General features: G+C 72.5%; 23 protein-coding genes. 17 read left to right on the forward strand and 6 right to left on the reverse strand.

Features of this window, described 5'->3' with window-relative positions; translation table 11 throughout:
• From ACLU3S_RS06960 to ACLU3S_RS06985, 6 genes are all read left to right on the forward strand, one after another.
• On the forward strand, positions 1-717 hold a 717-nt coding region (locus tag ACLU3S_RS06960; RefSeq protein ID WP_413950864.1), incomplete at its 5' end, for a (Fe-S)-binding protein.
• A 150-nt stretch (positions 718-867) separates the two neighbouring features.
• On the forward strand, positions 868-2,796 hold the full coding sequence (locus tag ACLU3S_RS06965; RefSeq protein ID WP_413950865.1) for a maleylacetate reductase and hydroxyquinol 1,2-dioxygenase domain-containing protein: 1,929 nt from the start codon (positions 868-870) through the stop codon (positions 2,794-2,796).
• Positions 2,797-2,810: 14 nt separating this feature from the next.
• A complete protein-coding gene (locus ACLU3S_RS06970; RefSeq protein WP_413950866.1) occupies positions 2,811-4,583 on the forward strand; it encodes an FAD-dependent oxidoreductase in 1,773 nt (590 codons plus the stop codon).
• 11 nt (positions 4,584-4,594) lie between these two features.
• The gene (locus tag ACLU3S_RS06975) at positions 4,595-5,353 is read left to right on the forward strand and encodes a CoA transferase subunit A (protein ID WP_413950867.1); all 759 of its coding nucleotides are present in this window, start codon (positions 4,595-4,597) and stop codon (positions 5,351-5,353) included.
• Positions 5,350-5,994: a CoA transferase subunit B gene (locus ACLU3S_RS06980; protein ID WP_413950868.1), complete on the forward strand. Its 645-nt coding sequence runs from the start codon at positions 5,350-5,352 to the stop codon at positions 5,992-5,994. The genes ACLU3S_RS06975 and ACLU3S_RS06980 overlap by 4 nt, the downstream gene beginning before the upstream one ends.
• On the forward strand, positions 5,991-7,181 hold the full coding sequence (locus ACLU3S_RS06985) for a thiolase family protein (RefSeq protein ID WP_413950869.1): 1,191 nt from the start codon (positions 5,991-5,993) through the stop codon (positions 7,179-7,181). Before ACLU3S_RS06980 ends, ACLU3S_RS06985 begins: the two co-directional genes overlap by 4 nt.
• Positions 7,182-7,203: 22 nt before the next feature.
• On the opposite strand, the gene ACLU3S_RS06990 is transcribed toward ACLU3S_RS06985, so the two are convergent.
• A complete protein-coding gene (locus tag ACLU3S_RS06990) occupies positions 7,204-8,073 on the reverse strand; it encodes a helix-turn-helix domain-containing protein (protein WP_413950870.1) in 870 nt (289 codons plus the stop codon).
• Positions 8,074-8,250: 177 nt separating this feature from the next.
• On the opposite strand from ACLU3S_RS06990, the gene lpdA reads away from it, so the two are divergent.
• Positions 8,251-9,666: a dihydrolipoyl dehydrogenase gene (gene lpdA / locus ACLU3S_RS06995; protein WP_413950871.1), complete on the forward strand. Its 1,416-nt coding sequence runs from the start codon at positions 8,251-8,253 to the stop codon at positions 9,664-9,666.
• A gap of 25 nt (positions 9,667-9,691) precedes the next feature.
• On the opposite strand, the gene ACLU3S_RS07000 is transcribed toward lpdA, so the two are convergent.
• Positions 9,692-10,027: a hypothetical protein gene (locus ACLU3S_RS07000; RefSeq protein WP_413950872.1), complete on the reverse strand. Its 336-nt coding sequence runs from the start codon at positions 10,025-10,027 to the stop codon at positions 9,692-9,694.
• A 386-nt stretch (positions 10,028-10,413) separates the two neighbouring features.
• On the opposite strand from ACLU3S_RS07000, the gene ACLU3S_RS07005 reads away from it, so the two are divergent.
• The 10 genes from ACLU3S_RS07005 (at position 10,414) to ACLU3S_RS07050 (ending at position 23,302) form a co-directional block, all read left to right on the forward strand.
• Positions 10,414-10,902, forward strand: a complete 489-nt coding sequence (locus tag ACLU3S_RS07005) for a hypothetical protein (RefSeq protein WP_413950873.1) — start codon at positions 10,414-10,416, stop codon at positions 10,900-10,902.
• A 402-nt stretch (positions 10,903-11,304) separates the two neighbouring features.
• Positions 11,305-13,887, forward strand: a complete 2,583-nt coding sequence (locus ACLU3S_RS07010; protein ID WP_413950874.1) for a Pls/PosA family non-ribosomal peptide synthetase — start codon at positions 11,305-11,307, stop codon at positions 13,885-13,887.
• A gap of 13 nt (positions 13,888-13,900) precedes the next feature.
• Positions 13,901-17,164 (forward strand): non-ribosomal peptide synthetase, encoded by a 3,264-nt coding sequence (locus ACLU3S_RS07015; RefSeq protein WP_413950875.1) that lies wholly within the window; start codon positions 13,901-13,903, stop codon positions 17,162-17,164.
• Positions 17,165-17,206: 42 nt separating this feature from the next.
• Complete coding sequence (locus ACLU3S_RS07020; protein ID WP_413950876.1) at positions 17,207-18,211, forward strand: TauD/TfdA family dioxygenase; 1,005 nt, start codon at positions 17,207-17,209, stop codon at positions 18,209-18,211.
• A complete protein-coding gene (sbnB, locus tag ACLU3S_RS07025) occupies positions 18,208-19,278 on the forward strand; it encodes a 2,3-diaminopropionate biosynthesis protein SbnB (protein ID WP_413950877.1) in 1,071 nt (356 codons plus the stop codon). The genes ACLU3S_RS07020 and sbnB overlap by 4 nt, the downstream gene beginning before the upstream one ends.
• 34 nt (positions 19,279-19,312) lie before the next feature.
• The gene (gene sbnA, locus ACLU3S_RS07030; protein ID WP_413950878.1) at positions 19,313-20,413 is read left to right on the forward strand and encodes a 2,3-diaminopropionate biosynthesis protein SbnA; all 1,101 of its coding nucleotides are present in this window, start codon (positions 19,313-19,315) and stop codon (positions 20,411-20,413) included.
• A gap of 208 nt (positions 20,414-20,621) precedes the next feature.
• Entirely contained in the window at positions 20,622-21,260 is a 639-nt protein-coding gene (locus ACLU3S_RS07035; protein WP_413950879.1) for a DedA family protein, read from the forward strand.
• Between the two features lie 132 nt (positions 21,261-21,392).
• On the forward strand, positions 21,393-21,710 hold the full coding sequence (locus ACLU3S_RS07040; protein WP_413950880.1) for a VOC family protein: 318 nt from the start codon (positions 21,393-21,395) through the stop codon (positions 21,708-21,710).
• Entirely contained in the window at positions 21,626-21,985 is a 360-nt protein-coding gene (locus ACLU3S_RS07045) for a DUF779 domain-containing protein (RefSeq protein WP_413950881.1), read from the forward strand. Before ACLU3S_RS07040 ends, ACLU3S_RS07045 begins: the two co-directional genes overlap by 85 nt.
• A gap of 126 nt (positions 21,986-22,111) precedes the next feature.
• Complete coding sequence (locus tag ACLU3S_RS07050) at positions 22,112-23,302, forward strand: phosphodiester glycosidase family protein (RefSeq protein ID WP_413950882.1); 1,191 nt, start codon at positions 22,112-22,114, stop codon at positions 23,300-23,302.
• A 15-nt stretch (positions 23,303-23,317) separates the two neighbouring features.
• Here ACLU3S_RS07050 and ACLU3S_RS07055 read toward each other — a convergent pair whose 3' ends face one another.
• From ACLU3S_RS07055 to ACLU3S_RS07070, 4 genes are all read right to left on the reverse strand, one after another.
• Positions 23,318-23,512 (reverse strand): hypothetical protein, encoded by a 195-nt coding sequence (locus ACLU3S_RS07055; protein ID WP_413950883.1) that lies wholly within the window; start codon positions 23,510-23,512, stop codon positions 23,318-23,320.
• Positions 23,513-23,784: 272 nt separating this feature from the next.
• A complete protein-coding gene (locus tag ACLU3S_RS07060; RefSeq protein ID WP_413950884.1) occupies positions 23,785-24,858 on the reverse strand; it encodes an acyl-CoA dehydrogenase family protein in 1,074 nt (357 codons plus the stop codon).
• Positions 24,855-26,036 (reverse strand): acyl-CoA dehydrogenase family protein, encoded by a 1,182-nt coding sequence (locus ACLU3S_RS07065; protein WP_413950885.1) that lies wholly within the window; start codon positions 26,034-26,036, stop codon positions 24,855-24,857. Before ACLU3S_RS07065 ends, ACLU3S_RS07060 begins: the two co-directional genes overlap by 4 nt.
• Positions 26,033-26,998, reverse strand: a complete 966-nt coding sequence (locus ACLU3S_RS07070) for an NADPH:quinone oxidoreductase family protein (RefSeq protein ID WP_413950886.1) — start codon at positions 26,996-26,998, stop codon at positions 26,033-26,035. Before ACLU3S_RS07070 ends, ACLU3S_RS07065 begins: the two co-directional genes overlap by 4 nt.
• Between the last annotated feature and the right edge of the window lies 1 nt (position 26,999).

Here is a 26,999-nt window from a genome sequence, read left to right on the forward strand (position 1 = left end):
GCGGTGTTCTTCGCCGCCTGCATCGGCAGCGTCTTCGCCCCACAGGGCGCCTCCGGCGGGGCGGCGGCCGCCTTCCTGCGGCTGTGCGACCGGGCGGGCGTGCCCGTCGCCGTGCCCGAGGGCCTGTCCGGCCTGTGCTGCGGCACCCCCTGGCAGTCCAAGGGCTTCACCGCCGGGCACCGCACCATGGCCGCGCGGACCCTGGAGGCCCTCTGGGAGGCGAGCGACCGGGGCCGGCTGCCCGTGGTCTGCGACGCGTCCTCCTGCACGCACGGCCTTGAGCAACTGCCCGGCGCCCTCCCGGAGTCCGGCCGGGCCCGCTTCGCCGCCCTGCGCTTCGTCGACAGCGTCGCCTTCGCCGCCGAGCACCTGCTCCCCGCGTTGCCCGAGCCCCGCCGCCTGGGCAGCCTCGCCCTGCATCCCACCTGCTCCACCGTGCACCTGGGCATCGACGGCGCCCTGCGCACCGTGGCCGCGGCGGTGAGCGACGAGGTCACCGTGCCCGACGCCTGGGGCTGCTGCGCGTTCGCCGGCGACCGCGGCCTGCTGCACCCGGAGATCACCGCGAGCGCCACCGCCGCCCAGGCCGCCGAGATCAGCGCGGGCACGTACGACGCGTACGCCTCCTGCAACCGCACCTGCGAGATGGGCATGACCCGCGCCACCGGCCGCCCCTACCGGCACGTGCTGGAACTCCTCGACGAGGCGACCGCCTGACCCTGCCCGGTCCGCCTCTCCCGACGCTCCCCGCTCGCGCCTTTCGTGCAGCGGGGCGCGTGCTTTGTGCAGGAGTTCCGCGGGCGTCCTTCGCATACTCGGTGCTCCAAGCGACCGACGCGACCGGATGACATGCGGAGGCAGAGTTCGATGCGGACGTTCGTCCACACATCCCACCCCTCGCGGGTGGTCTTCGGCGCCGGCACGGTGAGCCGCCTCCGCGAGGAGGTCGAGCGGCTCGGCTGCTCCCGGGTGCTGCTGCTGGCCGGCGGGCCCCTCGCGGCGACCGCCGAACGGGTCCGCCGGGAACTCGGCGGCCTCCTGGCCGCGGAGTTCGACGGCGCGGCCATGCACACCCCGGTCGAGGTGACCGAGCGGGCCCTGGAGGTTCTCGAGGGGTCCTCCGCGGACGGCATCGTCGCCGTCGGCGGCGGCTCGACGACCGGCCTGTCCAAGGCGCTGGCGCTGCGCACGGGGCTGCCGCAGCTGATCCTGCCGACCACGTACGCCGGCTCGGAGGTGACCCCCGTCCTCGGTGAGACCCGCGACGGCCGGAAGGTCACCCGGTCGTCTGCGGAGATCCTGCCGGAGACCGTCGTCTACGACGTCGACTTCACCCTGACGCTGCCGCTGCCCCTGACGGTCACGAGCGGCGTCAACGCGCTCGCCCACGCCGTCGAGGCCCTGTACTCCCCCGACGCCGACCCGGTCACCGACCGGCACGCCCTCGACGCCGTCTCCCGGATCGCACGGGCACTGCCCCGCCTGGCCGCCGACCCGGCCGACCGGGAGGCGCGCGCCGACCTGCTGCACGCGGCCTGGCTCGCCGGGACCTGCCTCGCCACGGTGGGCATGGGCCTGCACCACAAGCTGTGCCACACCCTGGGCGGTGCCTTCGATCTGCCGCACGCCGAGACGCACACCGTCGTGCTGCCGCACGCCATGGCCTACAACGCGCCCGCGGTGCCCGACGTGATGCGCCGCATCGCCGACGCGCTGGGGGTGCCCGACGCGCCCGGCGGCGTGTACGACCTGGTGGCCTCCCTGGGCGGCCCCACCTCGCTGCGCGACCTCGGCATGCCGGAGTCCGGCCTGGCCCGCGCGGCCGGGCTGGCCGTCTCGACGCCGTACCCGAACCCGCGCGAGCTGACCGCCGAGGGCATCGCGGACCTGCTGCGCGGCGCCTGGCACGGACGCCGCCCCGCGGAGCTCCCCTCCGCAGGGGCCCAGCTCGCCCGGCTCACCGAACAGGTCGTGGCCAGCTTCGCTCAGGCGCCCGATCCGCGCGTGCGCACCCTGCTGACCGACCTGGTGAGGCATCTGCACACCTTCGTCGCCACCAACGACGTCACCGCCGCCGAATGGCAGTACGGCATCGACTTCCTCACCCGCACCGGTCAGACCTGCACCCCGACCCGGCAGGAGTTCGTGCTGCTGTCGGACACGCTCGGCGTCTCCAGCGCGGTGGATCTGCTCACCAACTCCCGTACGCCCGGGACCACTCCGTCCGCGGTGCTCGGTCCCTTCTACGTGGAGGGCCCGCCCGACACCGAGCACGGCGGCGACATCGCCGCGGGACTGCCCGGCACCCCGCTCTGGGTGGACGTGCGGGTCACGGACACCGCCGGTGAGCCGCTCAAGGACGCGGTCGTCGACGTGTGGCAGTCCAACGAGGACGGCTTCTACGACGTCCAGCTCCCGGATCTGGAAGGCCCGGTGCTGCGTGCCCGGCTGCGCACCGGCGCCGACGGGCGGATCACGTTCTGGTCCATCCTGCCCTCGGACTACCCGATCCCGGCCGACGGACCGGTGGGACAGATGCTCGACGCGGTGGGACGCCATCCCTTCCGGGCACCGCACCTCCACTTCATGATCGACGCGCCCGGCCATCCCCGGCTCATCACACAGCTGTTCGTGGCCGGCGGCGCCTACCTCGACAGCGACACCGTCTTCGGCGTCAAGGACGCGCTCGTCGTCGACTTCGCCCCGCGGTCCGGACCCACCCCCGACGGCCGCCGGGTCGACGGCGAGTGGCGCCGGCTCGACTACACCTTCCGCCTCGCCCCCCTGGCCGGATGACCGAGGAGCGCCCCATGACCTTCACCGACGCGCACGACGCGTACGACACCGACGTCCTCGTCGTCGGCAGCGGCCCCGCCGGGGGCTCCGCCGCGCTGCTGCTGGCCACCTACGGCATCCGCACCCTGCTGGTGACGAAGTACGGCTGGCTCGCCAACACGCCGCGGGCGCACATCACCAACCAGCGCACCATGGAGGTGCTGCGCGACCTGGGCGTGGAGTCCGAGGCGCTGGCCGTCGGCAGCCCCTCCCACCTCATGGGCGACACGGTGCTGTGCACCTCCCTGACGGGGCACGAGATCGGCCGCATCCGCAGCTGGGGCACGGGGCCCGCGTCGGCCACCGAGTACGCCGCGAAGAGCCCCTGCGAGATGATCGACCTGCCGCAGACCTACCTGGAGCCGATCCTGGTGAACAACGCGGCCGCCCGCGGCGCCAAGGTGCGCTTCGACACCGAGTTCCTCAGCTTCACCCAGGACGAGGACGGCGTCACCGCGCTGCTGCGCGACCGGGTCCGCGGCGACGAGTTCACCGTACGGGCCCGCTATCTGATCGGCGCGGACGGCGGGCGCAGCGCGGTCGCCGAGCAGCTCGGCCTGCCCTTCGACGGCCGTATGGCCAAGGCCGGCAGCATGAACATCGTCTTCAAGGCCGACCTCTCCCGGTACTGCGCCCACCGGCCGAGCGTCCTGTACTGGGTGCTGCAGCCCGGGGCGGAGACCGGTGGCATCGGCATGGGCCTGGTCCGCATGGTCCGTCCGTGGAACGAGTGGCTGCTGGTGTGGGGCTACGACATCGAGCAGCCGCCGCCCGAGGTGGACGAGGAATCGGCCCGGCGGATCGTGCGCGACCTCGTCGGCGACCCCGAGCTGCCGGTGGAGATCACCTCCACGTCACTGTGGACGGTCAACCACGCCTACGCCTCGGCGTACTCGTCGGGGAGGGTCTTCTGCGCCGGCGACGCCGTGCACCGTCATCCGCCGTCCAACGGGCTCGGCTCCAACACCTCCGTTCAGGACTCCTACAACCTCGCCTGGAAGCTCGCGATGGTGATCCGGGGCGAGGCCGGACCGGGGCTGCTCGATTCCTACTCCGCCGAACGGGCCCCCGTCGGGCGGCAGATCGTCGAGCGGGCCAACCTCAGCCGCGACCAGTTCGGCCCGATCTTCGAGGTGCTCGGCATCGGCGGCGGCGGAGACCACGCGGCCATCGCCGAGGGGCTCGCCGCGATCGGCGCGCCGACGCCCGAGGGAGCCAAGAAGCGGCGCCTGCTCGAAGAGGCGATCCGGCTCAAGAACTACGAGTTCAACGCGCACGGCGTCGAGATGAACCAGCGTTACGTCTCCGCGGCGGTGCTGCCCGACGACGGCCCGGGCGAAATATGGGAGGACGACCCGGAACTGGTGGCGCGGCCGACCACCCGCCCCGGCGCGAAACTGCCGCACGCGTGGCTCGTCGACGGGCGGGGCGAGCGGCTGTCCACCCTGGACGTCGTCGGCGCCGGCGCCTTCACCGTGCTGACCGGCTTGTCGGGCGGGGTCTGGGAGGCGGCCGCGCGCGCGTGCCGGGCGGAGCTCGGCGTGCCCCTGCGGGTGGTGCGCATCGGCGACGACGACTGCCGTGACGCGTACGGCGAGTGGAGCCGGGTCTGCGAGACGGCCGAGGACGGCGTGGTGCTGGTGCGCCCCGACGGCCATGTCGCCTGGCGCCGCGCCACCGCCCCCGCGAGCGAGCGGTCGGCCGGCGAGGAGCTGCTCGGCGCCCTGCGCCGGGTGCTGGCCCGGTAGGAGGAGGCGGAATGGACAAGGTGGTGGCCACGGCCCGGCAGGCCCTGGCGGACGTGACGGACGGACGGTCCTTCGCCGTCGGCGGCTTCGGGCTGAGCGGTGTCCCCGAGGTCCTCATCGGCGCCCTGTACGAGAGCGGGGCGAGCGGCCTGACGGTTGTGTCGAACAACTGCGGCGTCGACGGCCGCGGCCTCGGCGTGCTGCTGGCCGCGGGCCGCATCGCCCGGGTCACCGGCTCGTACATCGGTGAGAACAAGGAGTTCGCCCGCCAGTACCTCGCGGGCGAGCTGGAGGTCGAACTGACGCCGCAGGGGACGCTCGCCGAGCGGCTGCGGGCGGGCGGCGCGGGGATCCCGGCCTTCTACACCCCGGCGGGCGTGGGCACGCAGGTCGCCGACGGCGGACTGCCCTGGCGGTACGCGCGGGACGGTTCGGTCGCCGTGGCCTCGCCGCCCAAGGAGGTGCGGACCTTCGCCGGCGTGGACCACATCCTGGAGCACGCCATCACCACGGACTACGCGCTGGTCAGGGCGGCGCGCGGGGACCGCCACGGCAACCTCGTCTTCCGCCGCGCGGCCCGCAACTTCAACCCCCTGGCCGCCATGGCCGGCCGAATCGCGATCGCCGAGGTGGAGGAGCTGGTCGAGCCGGGCGTGCTCGACCCGGACGAGATCCACCTGCCGGGGGTCTTCGTGCAGCGTGTCGTGGCGCTGACCCCCGAGCAGGCGGCCGACAAGGGAATCGAGAAGAGGACGGTGCGCGAGCGATGAGCTGGAGCAGGGACGAGATGGCGGCGCGCGCCGCGAGCGAACTGCGCGACGGCGACTACGTCAACCTGGGCATCGGACTGCCCACCCGGGTGGCGGACTTCCTGCCAGAGGGCGTCGGCGTCGTGCTGCACTCGGAGAACGGGCTGCTCGGCGTCGGCCCGTACCCCGCGCCCGACGAGGTCGACGCCGACCTCGTCAACGCGGGCAAGGAGACGGTGACGGTACGGCCGGGAGCGTCCTTCTTCGACTCCTCACTGTCCTTCGGCATGATCCGCGGCGGCCACATCGACACCGCCGTCCTGGGCGCCCTCCAGGTCTCGGTCCGCGGCGACCTCGCCAACTGGGCGGTGCCCGGGAGGATGATCAAGGGCATGGGCGGTGCGATGGACCTCGTCCACGGCGCCGGCCGGGTGGTCGTGCTCATGGAGCACCTGACGAGGGACGGCGACTCCAAGATCGTCGAGGAGTGCACGCTGCCACTCACGGGCCGGGGCTGCGTGGACCGGATCATCACCGACCTGTGCGTCCTGGACGTCACGCCCGGAGGGCTCGAACTCGTCGAGCTCGCACCACAGGTGACGGTCGATCAGGCGGCGGACCTGACACCGTCACTCGTCATTCCCGCCGGGAGCGACCGATGATCGAGCGACCGCGTGACGTGTACGTCGTCGACGCCGTCCGTACCCCCTTCGGCCGTTACGGCGGCGCCCTGGCGGGCGTGCGCCCGGACGACCTGGCCGCCGGAGTGCTGCGCGCCCTGGTCGACCGCAGCCCCGGCCTGGACCCCGCGCGCATCGACGACGTGCTGCTCGGCAACGCCAACGGCGCGGGCGAGGAGAACCGCGACGTGGCCCGCATGGCCGTCCTGCTCGCCGGCCTCCCGGTCGGCGTGCCCGGCGCCACCGTCAACCGGCTGTGCGGATCCGGCATGGAGGCCGTCGTCCAGGCGGCGCGCGCCATCGCGCTCGGCGACGCCTCCATCGCGGTCGCGGGCGGTGTGGAGTCGATGAGCCGCGCGCCCTGGGTGCTGCCGAAGCCGGAGCGGGCCTTCCCGGCGAAGGACGGACAGCTGTACTCGACCACGCTCGGCTGGCGGATGGTGAACCCGCGGATGCCCGCGCAGTGGACGATCCCGCTCGGCGAGAGCGCGGAGCTCGTCGGCGCCAAGCACGCCGTCACCCGGGAGGCGCAGGACGCGTTCGCCCTGGCCAGCCACCGCAACGCCGCACGTGCCTGGCGCGAGGGCGCGTACGCGGGAGAGGTCGTCCCCGTCGGGGGCGTGGCCCTGGACCGCGACGAGGGCATCCGGGACGACACCTCCCTGCAGGCCCTGGCCCGGCTCAGGCCCGCCTTCGTCGCGGACGGCACGATCACGGCGGGCAACGCCTCGCCGCTCAACGACGGGGCGGCCGCGCTGCTGCTCGCCGACGAGGACGGGCTCGCGGCGATCGGCCGGGAGCCCCTGGCCCGGGTGCGGGCGGCGGCCGTGGCGGGCATCGAGCCGCAGTACTTCGGGCTCGGCCCCGTCGACGCCGTCCGCAAGGTGCTCGGCAAGGCGGCGGTCGCGCCCGGCGACCTGCACACCGTCGAGCTGAACGAGGCCTACGCGGCGCAGGTGCTCGCGTGCCTGGCCGCGCTTCCCGAGCTCGATCCGGAGGTGGTCAACCCGCGCGGCGGCGCCATCGCCATCGGCCACCCGCTGGGCGCATCGGGCGCGCGCATCACCGGAGCCGTGGCGCACCAGCTGGCCGCCGCGGGCAGCGGCACGGGCCTGGCCGCGCTGTGCATCGGGGTGGGCCAGGCGCTGGCACTGGTGCTGGAGCGCTGAGGCGAGGCCGCGGGGTATCCGCTCAGCCGGAGCGGCGCAGCGCGGCCGGGGTGGTGCCCAGCCGGGCGCGCATCACCCGGGTGAGGTGCTCCTGGTGGGAGAACCCGCAGGCGGCGGCCACCTCGGCGATCGGGTCGGAGCCGGTGCGCAGCAGCCGGCACGCGGCGTCCAGACGCAGGCGCAGCAGGAACTGGTGGGGCGACCTGCCCGTGCTCGCCCGGAACCTCCGCGTGAACTGGCTCGCGCTCAGCGCGGCCGCGTCGGCGAGGTCCGCGATCGGCAGCGGTTCGGCGAGCCGTTGCTCCATGAGCTCGCGGACGGCGGCGAGCTGCCGGCGGGACAGCCCGGCCCGGTCGGGCGCGGGCGGTGCCGCGCCGGCCCCGTGGCGGCGCACGAGCTGAGCCGCGAGCATCGCGGTGAGCTGGTCGGCGTAGGTGCGGGCCGAGGGCTCCCAGGAGCGCACCGTGCCTTCCAGGGCGAGCATGAGCTGCTCGGTGAGGGGATCGCTGGCCCCGAGCTCCTCGGACAGCTCCACGGGCCGCCCGTCGTTGGCGTCGCGCAGGGCCTCGTCGGTGAGGTAGGCGTGGATCGTCTCCAGGCGCCCGCCGAGTTCCACGGCGAGCGTGCGGCCGGCCGGCTGCAGGAAGAGCCCACCGGCCGGGATCGTCCCCGACCGCCGGTCCGCGCCCCGTCCGCGCCGTACGGTGACGGGGCCGCTGAGGTGCAGGATGACCAGGTGCGTGGGGGCGGGATCGAACGCGGCGTGGTAGGGCTGCTCCTCCTGGGCGGCGAGGTACAGCCGGTCCCATCCGAGCCCTGAGCTGCTGTGCCGGGTCCGCACGCCGGGCTGCCGCAGGATGCCGACCGTGTCGGCCGGTCCGAGTTCCGTCATGGTGCGACCTCCTCACGGCACCCAGTGGTTGAAGACTAAACCAGATGGGGCCGGACCGAGAAGCGACCGGACCGCGCGAGTGAAGTCCGCCACTGCGGCGAGCGGCGCAGTTTGCCGCCGGCTCCGAACGGGGACCTCTGGCCGGAGTCGGAACGCGTCCCGCCTCAGGAGGCATCGATGACGGACGAGCAGGACGACCGGTTCGACGTGGTGGTGCTCGGCGCGGGCCCCGGTGGCTACGTCGCCGCGATCCGCGCCGCCCAGCTGGGCAAGCGCGTCGCCGTCGTGGAACGGAAGTACTGGGGCGGCATCTGCCTGAACGTCGGCTGCATCCCGACCAAGGCCCTGCTGCGCAACGCCGAGCTGGCGCACGTCTTCACCCGCGAGGCGAAGACCTTCGGCATCCGCGTCGACGGACAGGTCTCCTTCGACTACGGCGAGGCGTTCCGCCGCAGCCGCAAGGTGGCCGACGGCCGGGTCAGGGGCGTGCACTACCTGATGAAGAAGAACGGGATCACGGAGATCGACGGGCACGGCACGTTCCTCGACCCCCACACCCTGCAGGTGTCCGGCTTCGACGGCGACACGCGCACCATCGGGTTCGACCACGCCGTCATCGCCACCGGCGCCACGGCCAAGATGCTGCCCGGCACCCGCCGCACCTCGCGCGTGGTCACCTTCGAGGAGCAGATCCTCGCCGAGGACCTGCCGGAGTCGATCATCATCGCGGGGGCCGGCGCGATCGGCGTCGAGTTCGCCTACATCCTGCACAACTACGGGGTGAAGGTCACGATCGTCGAGTTCCTTGACCGGCTCGCCCCGCTGGAGGACGCCGATGTCTCCGCCGAGCTCGCCAGGCAGTACCGCAGGCTGGGCATCGAGGCGCTCACCTCCACCCGCGTCGGCTCCATCGACGAATCCGGCCCCCGCGTCCGCGTCACGGTCACCGGCAAGGACGGCGCCCCGCGGGTCCTGGAGGCCGACAAGGTCCTCCAGGCGCTCGGCTTCGCGCCCAACGTGGGCGGCTACGGGCTGGAGAACACCGGTGTGCGGGTCACCGAGCGCGGCGCGATCGACGTGGACGGCCGCTGCCGCACCAACGTGCCGCACCTCTATGCCATCGGAGACGTCACCGCGAAGCTGATGCTCGCGCACGCGGCCGAGGCGATGGGCGTGATCGCCGCCGAGACACTCGCGGGCGCGGAGACCATGGAGCTGGACTACGCCATGATCCCGCGGGCCACCTTCTGCCAGCCGCAGATCGCCGGCTTCGGCTACACCGAGGCCCAGGCCCGCGAACTGGGTTACGACGTCAAGGTGGCCACGTTCCCGTTCACCGCGAACGCCAAGGCGCACGGACTGGGCGACGCCGCCGGCTTCGTGAAGCTGATCAGCGATGCGCGGTACGGCGAGCTGATCGGCGGGCACCTCATCGGACCGGACGTCACCGAGCTGCTGCCCGAGTTGACCCTGGCGCAGAAGTGGGACCTGACCGTCCACGAAATCGCCCGCAACGTCCACGCCCATCCGACGCTCGGCGAGGCGGTCCAGGAGGCCGTCCACGGCCTGGCCGGACACATGATCAACCTGTGAGCCGCACCTGCCGCCTCGCTCGGGGTCACTCGGGCGCGAAGGAGAAGCTGCGCCACGGCCCGGTGCTCGGGACGGCCACGTCCGACGCCCCGATGTCCAGGTAGTTGCTCGCTCCGCCCGGCGGGACGGTGCAGTCGGGGGTCGTGTACAGGATCAGGTTGCTCTGCGTCTGGTTGAGGACCTGGGTCACGCCTTCCCGGAAGGTGTGGCATCCCTCGGTCGGCGGGTTGCTGAGGGACTCCACGAGCCTCGCGCCGTTGCGCGCCTCGACCATCCCGGACGCCTTGTCCTGGCACGCAGTGAGCGCGACGGCGAGCAACGCGACGCCGGTGAGCGCGGCCAGCGACCGTGAAGAGGGCATCGGGCCTCCAGAGGGTCGGGGAACTGTCAGGGACGCGGTCCCGCCACCCCTCCACTATCCGTCAGAGCCGCCGGACCCGCCCGGCGAGACCGACCGCACCCGGCGGACAGGAGCCGGGCCCCTCGAAGGTGCGCACACGGCACCGGCCCCCGGCCGCATCGTCCCCGCGAAGGCCGGTCGCCCTGTCCGTCGCTGACGGACCGACTGCTGCGCCGGTCGACCCACCGAGCGCCCGGCACCGTGCGGTCCGAACAGGCCGGAAGGGCTACGGAAGGACAGCCGTTCGGGTGCCTGCGCGCCCCGGGCGCCGCACCCGGTGTGCGGGGCCCGCACCCGCACCCTTCACTGAGAGGAACAGTTCGTTCCGTCGTCACGGGAGACGCGTCATGGCAGGGCTCTGGGCACGGGGTGCGGCAGGTGCGGCACTGGTCGCGGTCACGGCGGCAGGGTGCTCCGGCGACTCCGGTAGCCCGTCCGGCGACGTCAGCAAGGCGGCGTCGGCGGCCGCCTCCGCCGCCTCCTCCCTCGCCTCCCGCGGAACCGATGCCCTGGCCTCGGCCTCGGCGCAGGCCAGGCGCGAGCTGGACGAGGCCAAGGGCGGCGTGAACGCCAAGAACCAGGTGACGCTCGGCACGGTCACCATCGGCGGCGACGGCCGGGCCGCGGTCGGGGTGACCGCCAGGAACACCGCCGGCTCCGCCAAGTCCTTCGCCGTCCTGGTCAACTTCACGGACAGGAACGGCAATCTGCTGGACGTGGTCGTGATGACCGTCAAGGACGTGGCCGCCGGCGCCTCGGGCACGGGCACGGCCCGCAGCAACCGGAAGCTGAGCGGCGAGATCCGCGCGACGGTCGGCACGGCCCTGCGCTACTGACCGCGTCCGCCGTACGCCCGGGCCTTCCGGCACACCGGCCTCGTCAAGGCGGTGCCGAGACTTCCCCCTGCGGCTCTTCTTTCGCGCCCCTCGCTCCGCCCGGCCGCACGGGGGCATATCCGCGCCGTACTCGCCGGGCGAATGTGCCCGAGGCCCGGTCAGAACCTCCCGCACTCATGTTCTTCCACTCGCCCATCTGCCGCACGAGTGAACCGCCATTCGGGTGATCCGTACCGCATCGCAACCCGCACCAGGCCGAAAACTACGGTCTCATAGACGCTTTCCCACAAGCATGGCAATCGACTCGAAGTGGCAATCTGCCGATGCCCTGTCCAAACTGAACTCGCGGTTCGTGATCAGGAAATGAGCATGAACGATCCAGAACGTTTTCCAGGAGATCGAATGGTGGAGCAGTCCTCCGAGATCGATATAATCGGGCCGGAATCACCTGCCGTCACGGTGAACGGCTCCGGCCCTCAGGGAACAGAGACCGAGAGAAAACTCGCGCAGGCGCTCGCCGAGGTCGTACACGCGGAGCAAGTACCGGTCGACGGTCACTTCTTCACCGATCTCGGCGCCAACTCCCTGGTCATGGCCCAGTTCTGCGCACGGGTGCGGAAGCGCGAGGACCTGCCGTCCCCCTCCATGAAGGACATCTACCGGTATCCCACCATCCGGAGCCTGGCGGCGGCTCTCACAGAGGCCGCTCCGGCCGAGTCAGCGGTGGCCACGCCGGCGCCGGAACCCGAGACACCACCGGCCCCGCCGGCAAAGAGCGGCCGCTGGAACCATGTCCTGTGCGGAACACTCCAGTTGCTGATCTTCCTGTGCTACTCCCTCGCCTCCGGATTCGCGACCGCCATGGGGTACGAGTGGATCTCCGACGGTTCGGGTGTGACCGACATCTACCTGCGCGCGCTTGTATTCGGAGACATCGGACTGATCACACTGTGTGTTTTCCCGATCGTCGCAAAATGGCTTCTCGTCGGCCGCTGGAAACCGGGCGAGTTCCCCGTGTGGAGCCTTGCATATCTGCGCTTCTGGCTCGTCAAGGTGCTGCTCCACGCGAACCCGATGATCCTCTTCGTCGGCACTCCCCTGTTCGTGCTGTATCTGCGGGCCCTGGGCGCGCGGATCGGCAAGGGGGTGACCATCCTCTCGCCCTCCGTCCCCGTCTGCACCGACCTGCTGACCATCGGCTCCGGCACGGTGATCCGCAAGGACTCGTTCCTCCTCGGCTACCGGGCCCACGCCGGGCGCATCCAGACCGGCCGGATCACGCTCGGCCGGGACGTGTACATCGGCGAGAAGACCGTCCTGGACATCGACACCTCGATGGGCGACGGCGCGCAGCTCGGCCACTCCTCCGCCCTGCACCGCGGCCAGTCGATCCCCGACGGCGAGCACTGGCACGGATCCCCGGCGGAGCCCACCGACGTCGACTACGTACGGGTCGCACCGGCCAAGTGCGGCACCGGGCGCCGGGCATGGTTCAGCCTCACCATGCTCCTGCAGACGCTCTTCCTGTACGTACCGCTGGCGGTCGGCGGAGTGTACATGGTCTTCCACGCGGTGCCCGCGATCGGCAGCCGGCTGGACCCGCAGACGGTGGAGCTGAGCCCGGCGGAACTGGTCCCCGACGCGCTGCTGCTGTCGGCCGTGCTGTTCTTCGGGTTCCTGGTGCTGGGCCTGATCGCCCTGTACACCGTGCCGCGCCTGCTGGGCCTGGCCGTCAAGCCCGACAAGGTCTACCCGCTCTACGGGTTCCACTACGCGCTGCAGCGGACGACCGCCCGGCTGACGAACATCAAGTTCTTCGCCTGGCTGTTCGGTGACAGCTCGTACATCGTGCACTATCTCCGCGGGCTCGGATACGACCTGTCGCACGTCGAGCAGACCGGCTCGAACTTCGGTACCGAAGTCCAGCACGAGACACCGCTGTTGGTGTCCGTGGGCAGCGGCACGATGGTGGCCGACGGACTGTCCGTCATCAACGCGGACTTCTCCAGCACCTCCTTCAAGCTCTCCCGGGTCTCGATCGGGCCGCACAACTTCCTCGGCAACAACATCGCCTACCCGGCGGGCGGCAGGACCGGTGGGAACTGCCTGCTCGCGACGAAGGTGATGGTTCCCCTCGACGGGGAGGTCCGCGAGGGCGTGGGTCTGCTCGGCTCACCGTGCTTCGAGATCCCGCGATCGGTGGACCGCGACACGCGGTTCGACCACCTCCGGACCGGCGACGAGCTGCGCAACCGGCTCTCCGCGAAGAACCGTTACAACCTGCGCTCGATGACGCTCATGCTGCTCGCGCGGTGGCTGCACACCTTCGCACTCACCCTGTTCGGCCTCGTCTCCGTGGACCTCTACGGCACGGCCGGGAACCTGGTGATAGGGGGATACCTGGCCTTCACGCTGGGCTTCTCCGCCGCGTACTTCGTCCTGGTGGAGCGCTGCATCGGCCGGTTCCGCGCGCTGAGCCCGCAGCTCTGCTCCATCTACGACCCCTACTTCTGGTGGCACGAGCGGCTGTGGAAGGTGCCGGACCACTTCCTCGACCTGTTCAACGGAACCCCCTTCAAGAGCCTGATCTGGCGGCTGCTGGGCGTGCGCATCGGCCGCCGGGTGTTCGACGACGGCTGCTACCTGACCGAGCGGACGCTCACCACCATCGGTGACGAGTGCACCCTCAACGCCGGAAGCAAGATCCAGTGCCACTCGCAGGAGGACGGCACCTTCAAGTCCGACGGCAGCACGCTCGGTACGGGCTGCACGCTCGGCGTCGCCGCCCATGTGCACTACGGCGTGACCATGGGCGACGGCTCGGTGCTCGCACCCGACTCCTTCCTCATGAAGGGCGAGGAAGTGCCCCCGAACGCCCGGTGGGGCGGCAACCCCGCGGTGGAGATGCCGGAGACCGGCAGCAGGTCCATCGGCACCGGGCGGACAACGGCAGCGGCCGACGCCGCTGCGGCGAACGTGAGTTGAGGAAGGCCATTCGATGGGAACGCACGTGGAAGCGGACCGTGAGTTCTGGAGCCGTGCGCTGACCGCCGGCGGTGTCACCACGGTGCCGCGGTGGGTCAGGGAGCCGGCTCCGGGAGCGGCCGAGCACGAGACGCCGGTGCCCGCCGACGTCGCCGAGGCGGTGCGCGGCCTGGTCCGGCGCCGGGGAGTGCCGGTCAGCGCGCTGCTGCTGGCCGCACACGCCAAGGTGCTGGCCGTGCTGTCCGGCGAGCCGGAGGTGGTGACGGGGTACACCACCGGGGTGCGGGGCGAGCCGCTGCCGTGCCGGCTGGCCGTGCCACCCGGCTCCTGGCAGGCCCTGCTGGAGGCCGCCGAGCACGCCGAGGCGCAGGTGCTGGCGCACCGGGAGTTCCCGGTGGAGAAGCTGCGGCGCGAACTGGGGATGACGGAGCCGCCGTACGAGGTCGTGTTCGGCCCGCTGGGGGCCGCCGAGGCCCATGCCGACGACGGTGTCCTGCATGTGCGCTGGTCCGACCTCGGCGGGCACCTGATCCTTCGCCTGCGGTACCGCAGGGACGTGCTGGACGCGGCGGCCGCGGCCCGGATCGCCGGTTACCACGTGACCGCGCTCCGGCTGATGGCGGCCGATCCGGGCGCCGACCACGCACGGCAGAGCCTGCTGTCCGCCGACGAGGTGCGCGAGCAACTGGAAGGGCTCGCCGGTCCCCGCCGGCCCCTGCCGGACGCGCGGGCGCATGAACTGTTCGAGCAGCGGGTACGGGCGCACCCGCACGCGGTGGCGGCCGCGCACGGCGGGCAGGAGTGGACGTACGACGAGCTCAACCGGCGCGCGAACCGGCTGGCTCGGGCCCTGCTGGACCGGGGACTGGACCGCGAGGGCGTGGTCGCCGTCGTCACCGAGCGCAACCTCGACTGGCTCGCGGCGACGCTGGCCGTGTTCAAGGCGGGCGGCGCCTACCTGCCGATCGAGCCGCACTTCCCGCCCGGCCGCATCGCGGCGACGCTGTCCCGCGCGGGCTGCCGGCTGGTCCTGACCGAATCCGGCAGCACCGGCACCCTCGACCAGGCGCTGGCCACACTGCCGGGAATCGAGAAGCTGCCCGTCGGCACGGCGTACGCGGAGCCGCACGCCGACGGCGACCTGGGCGTCCCGGTCGACTCCGGCCAGTTGGCCTACATCTACTTCACGTCCGGCTCCACCGGCGCGCCCAAGGGCGCGATGTGCGAGCACGCGGGCATGCTCAACCACCTCCACGCCAAGATCGACGACTTGGGGATCGGCGAGGGCTCCGTGGTGGCGCAGACGGCCCCGCAGTGCTTCGACATCTCCCTGTGGCAGTTGATCTCCGCTCTGCTGGTCGGCGGGCGGACCCTGCTGGTCGAACAGGACGTGATCACGGACGTCGAGCGGTTCCTGGACACGCTGGTGCGCGGCCGGGTCGCCGTGGCGCAAGTCGTGCCCTCCTACCTGGAGGTCGTGGTCTCGTACCTGGAACAGCACCCGCGCGCACTGCCCGACCTGCGCTGCGTGTCGGTGACCGGTGAGGCGCTCAAACGCGAGCTGGTCCAGCGCTGGTTCGCGGTTCAGCCCGATGTCAAACTGCTCAACGCCTATGGGCTGACGGAGACGTCGGACGACACCAACCACGAGGTCCTGGACCGGGTGCCCGACCGGGTCCTGCTGGGCCGGGCGGTGAACAACGTGCGCGTCTACGTCGTGGACGAGCAGCTGTCGCTGGTGCCGCTCGGCGCCCCCGGGCTGATCGCCTTCTCCGGTGTCTGCGTGGGCCGCGGCTACGTCAACGACCCCGAACGGACCCGGGAGGCCTACCGCACGGACCCGTACCGGCCCGGCGAGCGGCTCTACCTGGGCGGTGACTGGGGCCGCTGGCACCCCGGCGGCAAGCTGGAGTTCCTGGGCCGCCGCGACAACCAGGTCAAGATCCGCGGCTTCCGCATCGAGATCGGTGAGATCGAGAACTCGCTGCTGCGGGTGGACGGCGTGCGGGACGCCGCGGTGGTCGTCGCCGAGCGGGCCGGCGGGAGCAAGCACCTGATCGCGTTCCACACCGGCAGGCGCCTGGACCCGGAGGTGCTGCGCGAGGCGCTCGGCTCGGTGCTGCCCGCCTACATGGTGCCCTCGGCCTTCCACTGGCAGGACACCCTCCCGCTGACCGCCAACGGGAAGATCGACCGCAAGGCCCTGACCGGACTGGCCGAACAGATGGCACCGGCCGCCGACAGCGCCACGGCCGAGGGCGAGGGCGACGCCCCGCTCAACCCGGCCGAGCGGAGGCTGGCCGCGGCCTGGGCCACGGTGCTGGGCGTGACCGAGCAGCAGATCCGCCGCACGGACCACTTCTTCGACTCCGGCGGCACCTCTTTGACGGCGGTCAAACTCACCGTCGCGCTGGACCGTGCCGTGTCCCTCAAGGAGATCACCCGCAACCCGGTGTTCGCCGACCTGGCCGCCCTGCTCGACGGCGCGCGACGCCGGCACGCGGAACTGCTCCAGCCGCTGTCGGAGGCGGACGGCAGGCCGCAGGGCGCGCTGGTGTGCTTCCCGTACGCGGGCGGCAACGCGGTCAACTACCGGCCGATGGCGGGCGCCTTGGCGGACGGCGGCCTGGCGGTGCTCGCGGTGGACCTGCCCGGGCACGACCTGGCCGCGCACCAGGAGCCGTTCGCGTCGATCGAGCAGGTCGCCGAGCGGGTCGCCGACGAGATCGGCGCGCGCGGCCTGACCCGGGTCATGCTGTGGGGCCACTCGTCGGGCGCCGCCCCGGCCATCGAGACGGCCCGGCGGCTGCAGGAGCGAGGCGTGGAGGTGACGCGGGTGTTCGTCGGTGCGCAACTGCTGGGCACCGCGGCCGACCGGCGCGCCGCCGTCGACGAACTGACGAGCCTGAGTGACACGGAGATCGCCGCCCGGCTCGCCGCGGACAGCGGCTACACCGAACTCGCCGAACTGAACGCGCGGCACGCCGAGCACATCGGCGCCGTGTACCGGCACGACTGCGTGTCCGCGCACCGCTACTTCTGCGCGGCCCTGGACCACCCACCCAGGGCGAAGCTGACCGCGCCGGTCACGGTGGTCGTCGCGGCCGACGACCCGCACACCACCGGGCACACCGAGCACCACCGGGACTGGCTGCTCGTGGCCGACCAGGTCGAACTGCACGAACTCGCCGACGGAGGCCACTACTTCCCGCGCACCCGTCCGGCCGAGGCCGCGCAGGCCGTGCTGCGTGCCACCGCACCCATGGCCACGTCCTGAGCCCCGCCCAACCCCCGGACGGGCAACCGAAAGGAAACCGAAATGCCGTTCTCATCCCTGGCAGCACCGCTCGAGGTGGAGCTGCGGCCGCACAGACCCGCGCTGCTGCGCGTCGGCCCCCCGGGCGACGCCCCGGGTTGGGCCGCCGAGTACCGCGAGGCGCTGCGCGCGCAGGTCACCGAGCACGGGGCGCTGGTCGTCCGCGGGCTCGGACTGCGGGACGCGGACCAGGTCGGTGCCGTCTTCGCCGCGCTCGCCGGTGAGCTGATGACCGAGAGGGAGGCGTTCGCGCCCCGCGAGGCCCACGGCCGGGGGGTGTACTCCTCCACGGCCTGGCCGGCCAACCAGCCGATGTGCATGCACCACGAGCTGAGTTACACGCTGGACGTGCCCGGCCTGATGCTGTTCGCGTGCCTCACCCCTCCGGAGGACGGCGGGGCGACGGCCGTGGCCGACGCCGAAGAGGTGCTGCAGGCACTGCCCGCCGCGCTCACCGAGCGGTTCGAGCGTGAGGGCTGGCTGCTGACCCGCACCTACAACGAGGAGATCGGCGCGACCCTGGAGGAGTCGTTCGGCACCGGCGACCGCGCCGAGATCGAACAGTACTGCCGGGCGCACGCCATCGACTTCACCTGGCGGCCCGACGGGTCGCTGTACACCGAGCAGCGCCGCAGCGCCGTCGTACGGCACCCGGTCTCGGGCCGGCGCTGCTGGTTCAACCAGATCGCCTTCCTCAACGAGTGGACCCTGGCCCCCGAGGTGCGCGAGTACCTGGTGGACGAGTACGGCGCGGACGGACTGCCGTTCAACACCCGCTACGGCGACGGAAGTCCGATCGGCGAGGACGTCGTGGAGCAGCTCAACAGCACCTACGAGGCGCACACCCGGCGCGAGCCCTGGCAGGCCGGCGATCTGCTGCTGGTGGACAACATCCGCACCGCGCACAGCAGGGAGCCCTTCACCGGAGAGCGGCAGGTGCTGGTCGGCATGGCCGATCCCCGCCGTCTGGCCGACGGCAGCCCGGCGAAGGAGGCGAGCGAGCGATGACCGACGTGCTGTCGACCGCCACTCAGCCGGCCGCGTCCGGACGGCCCTCCACGCCGACGTTCGCCGTGATCTCCGGCGAGCAGGTGCAGCAGGCGCTGAGCGGGCACGAGAAGGAACTCGTGGAACTCGTCGAGGCCACGTACCGGCTGCACGGCGCCGGGGACTCGGTGAACCCGCCGTCGTACTTCCTGCGCTTCCCCGACCGCCCCACGGCGCGGATCATCGCGCTGCCGGCCTCCATCGGCGGGTCGGTCCACGTGGACGGCGTGAAGTGGATCTCCAGCTTCCCGGAGAACGTGCGCGCGGGGCTGCCGCGGGCCTCCGCCGTGCTCATCCTCAACGACCCGGTGACCGGCTATCCGTTCGCCTGTCTGGAGAGCTCCATCATCAGCGCCACCAGGACCGCGGCGTCCGCCGCGCTGGCGGCCGACTGGCTCAGCCGCGGCCGGACCCGCCCCAGCCGGGTCGGGTTCTTCGGCACGGGGCTGATCGCGCGGTACATCCACACCTTCCTGGCCGGGACCGGCTGGACGTTCGACGCGATCGGCGTGCATGACGTGTCCGCCGACAGCGCCGAGGGCTTCAGCGGCTATCTGCGCCAGGCCGGCGCCGCCGGGCAGGTCACCGTTCACGACAGCGCCGAGGACCTGGTCCGCTCCAGCGACCTCGTGGTCTTCGCCACCGTGGCGGGCAAGCCCCATGTCACCGACCCGGCGTGGTTCTCCCACAACCCGCTGGTGCTCCACGTGTCCCTGCGGGACCTCGCCCCCGAGGTCCTGCTCGCCTCGGCCAACTTCGTCGACGACGTCGAGCACTGCCTCAAGGCCGACACGTCGCCGCATCTGGTCGAACAGCGCACCGGCGACCGCGACTTCCTGAACGGCACGCTCAACGACGTGATGCTCGGGAGAGCCGCCCCGCCGACCGACCGGCCGGTGATCTTCTCTCCGTTCGGACTCGGTGTCCTCGACCTCGCCGTCGGCAAGTACGTCTACGACGAAGTATCCCGGGCGGGTGACCTCCGCCTCATCGACGACTTCTTCCACGACCTGCGCCGCTACGGCTGAGGCCGTTCCTCGGCCTGGCACCAGGAGGCCCGCCGTGCCTGTCATTTCCGCACCCTACGCCTTCAACGAGGGTCACCTCTTCGTCGACCTGCAGTCGATCTGCGGACACCCCCTCTTCCTGAAGTGCGAGGGCTTCAACTTCGCCGGCTCCATCAAACTGAAGGCCGCGAACGAGATGGTGGAGAGCGCCGAGCGTGACGGAGTTCTGACGCCGGATTCCATTCTCGTCGAATCCTCCTCGGGGAACCTCGGTGTCGCGCTCAGCATGATCGCCGCGAGCAAGGGGTACCGGTTTCTGTGTGTGACGGACTCCCGTTGCAACCTGTCGACCAGGCTGCTGATGGAGGCCCTCGGCAGCGAGGTGCACATCATCGCCGACCAGGACTCCAACGGTGGCTTCCTCGGCACGCGGATCGAGTACGTCCGCGGGCTGTGCGACTCCGACAAGCGGTACGTCTGGCTCAGCCAGTACACCAACCCGGGCAACTGGCGGTCGCACTACCGCACGACGGCCCCGGAGATCGCCGGGGAGTTCCCGGGCCTGGACGTCCTGTTCATCGGTGCGGGCACCACCGGCACCCTGATGGGCTGCGCACGCTATTTCCGGCAGTGGCACCGGCCGGTGCGGATCGTCGCCGTGGACAGCGTGGGCTCCGTGGCCTTCGGCGGCGAGCCCGGCCGCCGGATGATCCCCGGCCTGGGCATGAGCATGCGCCCACCGCTGCTGGACGAGTCCTTCGTGGACGAGGTGGTCCGGGTGGAGGAGGCCGACACCATCCGGACGTGCCACCGCCTGGCCAGACGGGGCTACCTGTTCGGCGGCTCCACCGGGACGGTGGTCAGCGGAGCCACGGACTGGCTGGCCCGGCACGACACCCACGGCCTGACCGCGGTGGCGATCGCGCCGGACCTCGGCGAGCGGTACCTGGACACCGTCTACCAGATCAACTGGCTCCAGGACCTGTACGGCGATCACGTCCTCGATCCCGTAGCGGTGGACACCACGTCCGACGACCTCGGGTCCGACGACCTCGGGTCCGAGGAGATCGGGTCCGACGACCTCGGGTCCGAGGAGATCGGGTCCGAGGAGATCGAGCCCGCCCGCCGGACACCGGACCGTCGGCAGCGGCCCTAGCGGCCGGGGGCTCGCCACGCCCCCGAAGGGCGCTCGCCGGGTTGAGGCCCGGCGGGCGCCCTTCACGCTGACCCTTCGCCCGACGTAGCCCTCGGCGCTGCCCCGGCCCGTTGCCGGCGGTTCCCCGTGACAGGGCGCAGGCGCAGCGCCGCTGGGCACGGGATCCTGGTGAGCAGCAGCCTCGCGAGGACGCCAGGAGGTCCGGCCGGTGATCGCCGTCAACCCGATGAACAGCACCTCGGTGCTGGCCGCCTTCGGCGCACTCGGTGTGCTGGTGGTGATCTTCGCGGAGTCGGGCCTCCTGATCGTCGGCTTCTTCCTGCCCGGCGACACGCTGCTGTTCCCGGCCGGCGTGCTGTGCGCGGGCAGCGCCGGCCAGCCGCCCCGGCTGGCGCTGTGGCAGGTGCTGCTGTGCGCGGCCGTCGGGGCGGTGGCCGGCGGCCAGGTGGGCTATCTGATCGGCCGGCACGGCGGCCGGGCCCTGCTGGCACGCTCGTCCAGCAAGCGGCTGAAGTCGGCGGCGGTCCGGGCCGAGGAGCTGCTGGCTCGGTACGGCTACGGCAAGGCGCTGGTGATCGGCCGGTTCGTGCCGCTGCTGCGGACGGTCCTGCACCCGGTGGCCGGTGCGCTCGGGGTGCCCACGCGGACCTTCACCGTGTGGCAGTGCGTGGGCGGGGTGCTCTGGTCGCAGTTCCTCGTCCTGGCCGGATACACCCTCGGTGCCTCCGTCCCCCACGTCGACGACTATCTGCTGCCACTGGTCGCCGTGGTCGTCGTGCTGTCGATGCTGCCCCTGCTGATCGAGGCCCGCCGGGCACGCCGCGAACGGCGCCGTTCCCCGCGGTGAACCCGCGCGGTGAGCCCCGGGGCGCGAGGCGGTCGTGGACCTCGGCCGGGTGGTGATGCCCGCCTTCCCCGCGGACCGGGCCGCCGGCCGAGCGTCGTAACGGAGGACCGCGCTGCCCCGGTCACCCCGGACGTGAGCATCGACGCGGCGTACGCGGCGATGCGGGAGCGCGGCGCGCGGATCATGCATCCGCCGGCCGACGAGGAGCGGGGCGTGCGCCGGTTCTCCGTCCGGGACCCGGACGGACACGCGGTCGGCGTCGGCCCTCGCCGACCGGGCGGGCGGCGAGGACGCGTTCTGGACGGACCGCCGACGACCGGTGAGACTGGGGCGGGTCCCGACCCCGGCTCTTGTGGACGGTGCCCATGGAAGAGGAAGTCCCCCGCGTCGAACTCACCCCGCGTGCCGCGGACCTGGTGCGCCGGCTGCGCGCCGAGCACGGTCCGCTGATGTTCCACCAGTCCGGCGGCTGCTGCGACGGCAGCGCGCCCATGTGCTACCCGGACGGCGAGTTCCGCACCGGCGGCTCCGACGTGCTGCTGGCCGAGCTGTCCGTGGCGGGCGTGGCGGAGCCCGTCACCTTCTGGATGTCCCGCAGCCAGTACGAGGCATGGAGCCACACCCGGCTGATCGTGGACGTCGTCCCCGGGCGCGGCAGCGGATTCTCCCTCGAAGCACCCGAGGGAGTGCGTTTTCTCACTCGTTCTCGCGTAGTCGACGCCTAGTCCGCCCGCCCGCCGCCTCCGGTCTGCTCCACTGCCCTTGAAAACAAGGGCAGTTGACGGACCTCCAGGGGGAGTGCGGTGGCGAGACGTCACACACGTTCGGCAGCGGGCAGAGCGGTTCTCACGGTGGCCACGGCGTTCGGCGTGCTCGTCGGCGCGGCTGTGGCGGGTGCGGCGCCGGCCGGCGCCGCACCCGCCGGCCAGCGGATCGCGCCGGGCGTCACCTACCGGCAGTTCGACGTGCGCACCGCGGCGGGCACGGCGCACGACCATCTGCTCACGATCGACCTGGCCGATCCGCACGTCCGCGTCGGCCTGCTGCACCCAGGCGCGGTGGCGGCCCGGGCCACGGTCTCCCGGCTGGCGGACTCCGCCGGGGCGGTCGCGGGCGTGAACGGGGACTTCTTCGACATCACCGAGGCGCAGCACCCGGGCGTCGAGGCCACCGGCGCGTCCGTCGGGCCGGCCGTCGCGGACGGGCAGGTCCTCAAGGCGGCGGTGCCGGACGGCCAGCGGTTCGGGCCCGCGCTGCCGCCGGGCACGGACACTCGGGACGTCTTCGGTGTGGGCACAGACCGGCGGGCCCGCATGGACCGCCTCTCGCTCGCCGGCTCGGTGAGCACACCGCAGGGGCGGCTGCCGCTCAGGGGCCTCAACCAGTACGCGCTCCCGGAGAACTCCGTCGGCGCCTTCACCTCCCGCTGGGGCAGCGCCTCACGGATGCGCGCCGCCTGCGGCACCGACACGAACCGGGCGGCGGGGTGCAGCACCGACACCTACGAGGTGAAGGTGCGAGGCGGCCGGGTGGTCTCCGCGTCCGGCACCCCGGGCAGCGGCTCGATCCCCGCGGGGACCACGGTCCTGCTGGGCCGCGAGGAGGGCGCGCGACGGCTGCGCAAGCTGGCGGTCGGCGACCCGGTGACCGTCACCCACACGCTGGTCGCGGCCGCGTCCAGGGTTCCGTACGCATTCGCCATCGGCGGTTTCCCGGTGCTGCGCGACGGCAGGGCGCTGCCCGGGCTGGACGACGTCACCTCGACGGTGCGCACGGTGGTCGGCTTCCGGAGCGGCGGCCGGCAGCTGCTGATCCTGGTGCTGGACGGGGCCGCGGCCTACCGGAGCGGAATGACGGTCGCCGAGGAGGCGGCGGCCATGCGCTCCCTGGGCGCGGCCGACGCGTTCAACCTCGACGGCGGCGGCTCGAGCGAGCTGGTCAGCCGGGACCCGGGCGCGGCCTCCGTGACGGTGCGCAACCACCCGAGCGGCGGCGCCGAGCGGCCCGTCGCGAACGGGGTCGGCGTCTTCGAGACCGGCTGAGCCGGCCGGCCCGCCTCAGGGCCGCAGGCTGCTCACCAGGTCGGCCGTCGCGGTGAGCCCGCTGTGGATGGTGGGCGCCATGCCCGTGCCGGCCAGGTAGAAGCCGAGCAGCATGCAGACCAGGGCGTGGGAGATCTTCAGGGCGCCGTTGCGCATGAAGATCACGGCCAGGATCAGGAGCAGCAGTACCGCAGAGATGGAAATTGCCATCGGGAACCTCCTCCGCCACGCCCACGAGCGGCGTCCGGCCGCAAGTGTGGCGTAGCGGAGGGGCCGTCCGGGCGGCTGACATGTCCTCCGATCGTGTGGTGTTACGCGGAGGGGCGGGCGTCCAGGAAGGCCCGCGGGCCGGGGAGGCCGCCGGTGGTGAGCCACAGGGCGTCCGCCTCGCGCCTCGCGGGAAGGTGGCCCTGTATTCACATCACCGGTTGCGCGCGTACAAGAGCCCGCCCCGCGTGAGGCGGGCTCTTGTGCGCCGTGGGTCAGGGCGCCTGGAGGTCGACCAGGGCGGCCAGGGCCTCGCGGTGGGCGCCCGCGGTGCCGTAGGCGATCGAGTCGGCCTTGGCCCGCTTCAGATACAGGTGCACCGGGTGTTCCCAGGTCATGCCGATCCCGCCGTGCAGCTGCAGCCCCTCCTCGGCGGCGTGGACGGCGACGGGCGAGGCGTACGCCTGGGCGACGGCGACCGAGACGTCGGTGTCCTCGCCGGTGGCCAGGGCGTCCGCGGCGGCCCGGGCGGCGGCCCGGAGGTTCACGACCTCCAGCCACAGCTGGGCCAGCCGGTGCTTGAGCGCCTGGAAGCCGCCGACCGGCCGGTTGAACTGCTTGCGCTCCTTCAGATAGCGGACCGTCTCGGTCAGCGCCCAGTCGGCGACGCCCAGTTGCTCGGAGGCGAGCAGTCCGGCGGCGGCGCGCAGGGCCCGGCGTACGGCGGGTTCGGCGTCGCCGATGCGCCTGCCGGCCACACCGTCGAGGGTGACGGTGACGAGCGGCCGGGTGAGGTCCAGGGCGACCTGCGGGGTGATCGTCACCGCGTCACGGGCGACGGCGTACAGGCCCGCGTCGTCGGCCGGAACCAGCAGCACGTCCGCGACGGCCGCGTCGGCGACGCCGGTCAGTTCCCCGTGCAGGGTGCCGTTCTCGACCCGCGCGGACGTGACGGCGGCGCCCGGTGCCGTGTGCAGCCCGACCGCCAGGGCGCCGATGGTGCGCCCGGAGGCCAGCTGTCCGAGCAGCTGCGCGTCGCCGCAGGCGAGCACGGCCTCGGTGGCGACGACCGCACTGGTGAGGTAGGGCACGGGGGCCACCGCCCGGCCCAGCTCCTCCAGGACGACGGCGACTTCCCGGTGGGAGGCGCCCTGGCCGCCCTGCTCCTCGGGGACCAGGAGACCGGCGAGACCCATGCCGTCGGCGAGCAGCTTCCACAGGGCGAGGTCGTGCGGGGTCCCCGACTCGGTGCGGGTGATCACGTCGGCCGGGGCGCAGTGGTCCGCGAGCAGGTCGCGGACGGCGGCGCGCAGCGCCTCCTCCTCCTCGGAGTACAGCAGGTCCGTCATCGGGCGAGGTCCTTCCAGGCGACGTCCTTGTCGGTGCGCGGCTCGGCGGGCAGGCCCAGGACGCGCTCGGCGACGATGTTCAGCAGGACCTCGCTGGTCCCGCCCTCGATGCTGTTCCCCTTGGCGCGCAGATAGCGGTATCCGGCGTCGCGGCCGGTGAAGTCGACCAGTTCGGGGCGGCGCATGGTCCAGTCGTCGTACAACAGGCCCTCCTCGCCGCGCAGCTCCACCTCCAGGCCGCTGATCTCCTGGTTGAGGCGGGCGAAGGCGAGCTTCATGCCGGAGCCCTCGTAGCCGGGCTGCCCCGCGACGAGCTGCTGGCGCAGACGTTCGGCGGTGAGCCGGGAGACCTCGGACTCGACCCACAGCTTCAGCAGCCGCTGGTGCAGGTCGTGGGTGCGCAGCTCGGGGCGCTCGCGCCAGGTCTTCGCGACGGGTCCGATCATGCCGCCCTCGCGGGGCAGCCGCATGCCGCCGATGGCCACGCGCTCGTTGTTCAGCGTGGTCTGGGCGACCCGCCAGCCGTTGCCGACCTCGCCGAGGCGGCAGGAGTCGGGGATGCGGACGTCGGTGAGGAAGACCTCGTTGAACTCGGCCTCGCCGGTGATCTGGCGCAGCGGCCGGACCTCGACGCCGGGGTCCGTCATGTCGCAGAGGAAGTAGGTGATGCCGGCGTGCTTGGGCACGCTCGGGTCGGTGCGCGCGATGAGGATGGCCCAGCGGGCGTTGTGGGCGCCGGACGTCCACACCTTCTGCCCGTTGACCACCCAGTCGTCGCCCTCACGGACGGCCCGGGTACCGAGCGCGGCGAGGTCGGAGCCGGCGCCGGGCTCGCTGAACAGCTGGCACCAGACCTCCTCCCCCGTCCACAGCGGCCGCAGATAGCGCTGCTTCTGCTCCTCCGTGCCGTACTTCAGGATGGTCGGCGCCGCCATGCCGAGCCCGATGCCGTTGCGGCGCGCGTCGTTGTCGGGCGCGCCCGCGGCCTCCAGCTCGGCGTCCACGACGGCCTGCAGATGGCGGGGCGCGCCCAGTCCGCCGAGTCCTTCCGGGTAGTGGACCCAGGCGAGGCCCGCGTCGAAGCGGGCCCGCAGGAAGTCCAGGCGCTCGGTGCGGGCGGGGGGATGCTCGGTCAGGAACTCCTGGGTGCGGCGGCGCAGTTCGCCGGCGTCGATCATGCTGCCTCCTCCATGACCACGGCGATCCGGCCGGTGGACCGGCCGTCGGCCACCTTCTGCACGGCGGCGGCGGCCTCGTCGAGCCGCACCCGCTCGCTCACCAGCGGCTTGATCGCGCCCCGCGCGGCCAGCCCGGTGAGCTGCTCGTGGCAGTGCTGGATCAGCTTCGGGTTCTTGGTGTTGTACAGGCCCCAGTGGAGGCCGAGGATCGCGTAGTTCTTCACCAGCGCGTGATTGAGCGCCGGGCTCGGGATGGTGCCGCTCGCGAAGCCGACGACGACGATGCGGCCCTCGAAGGCGACGAGCTTGGCGGACTGCGCGTAGGCCTCGCCGCCGACGGGGTCGTAGATCACGTCGACGCCCCGGCCGCCGGTGGCCTCCTTCACGGCCGCGATGACGTCCTCGCCGCGCCGGTCCACGACCACGTCGCAGCCCAGCTCGCGGGCGACGGCGGCCTTGTCGGCGCCACCGACCACGCCGATGACGGTGGCGCCGGCCGCCTTGCCGAGCTGTACGGCGGCGCTGCCCACGCCGCCGGCCGCGGCGTGCACCAGCAGCGTCTCGCCCGCCTCCAGGTGGGCCCGGCGGTGCAGGCCGAACCAGCCCGTCTGGTAGCCGATGTGCAGCGCTGCGGCCTCGGCGTCGTCCAGCGACTCGGGCGCGGGCAGCAGGGCGCGGGCGTCGGCGAGGGCGTACTCGGCGAAGCCGCCGTGCGGCAGCGCGGGGTTGGCGATCACCCGGCGGCCGTCCTCCGTCTCGCCGCAGATCTCCACGCCCGGCGTGAACGGAAGGGGCGGGCGCACCTGGTACTGGCCGCGGCACAGCAGCGCGTCCGGGAAGTTGATGTTCGCGGCACGCACGCGCAGGCGCACCTGGCCGTCACCGGGCGTGGGCGGCTCCACCTCCGCCAGGCGCATCACCTCGCTCGGCTCGCCGTTCTCGTGCACTTGCCATGCCTGCATG

The sequence above is a fragment of the Streptomyces sp. AF1A genome (assembly GCF_047340315.1).
In the GTDB taxonomy this organism is placed as follows: domain Bacteria; phylum Actinomycetota; class Actinomycetes; order Streptomycetales; family Streptomycetaceae; genus Streptomyces.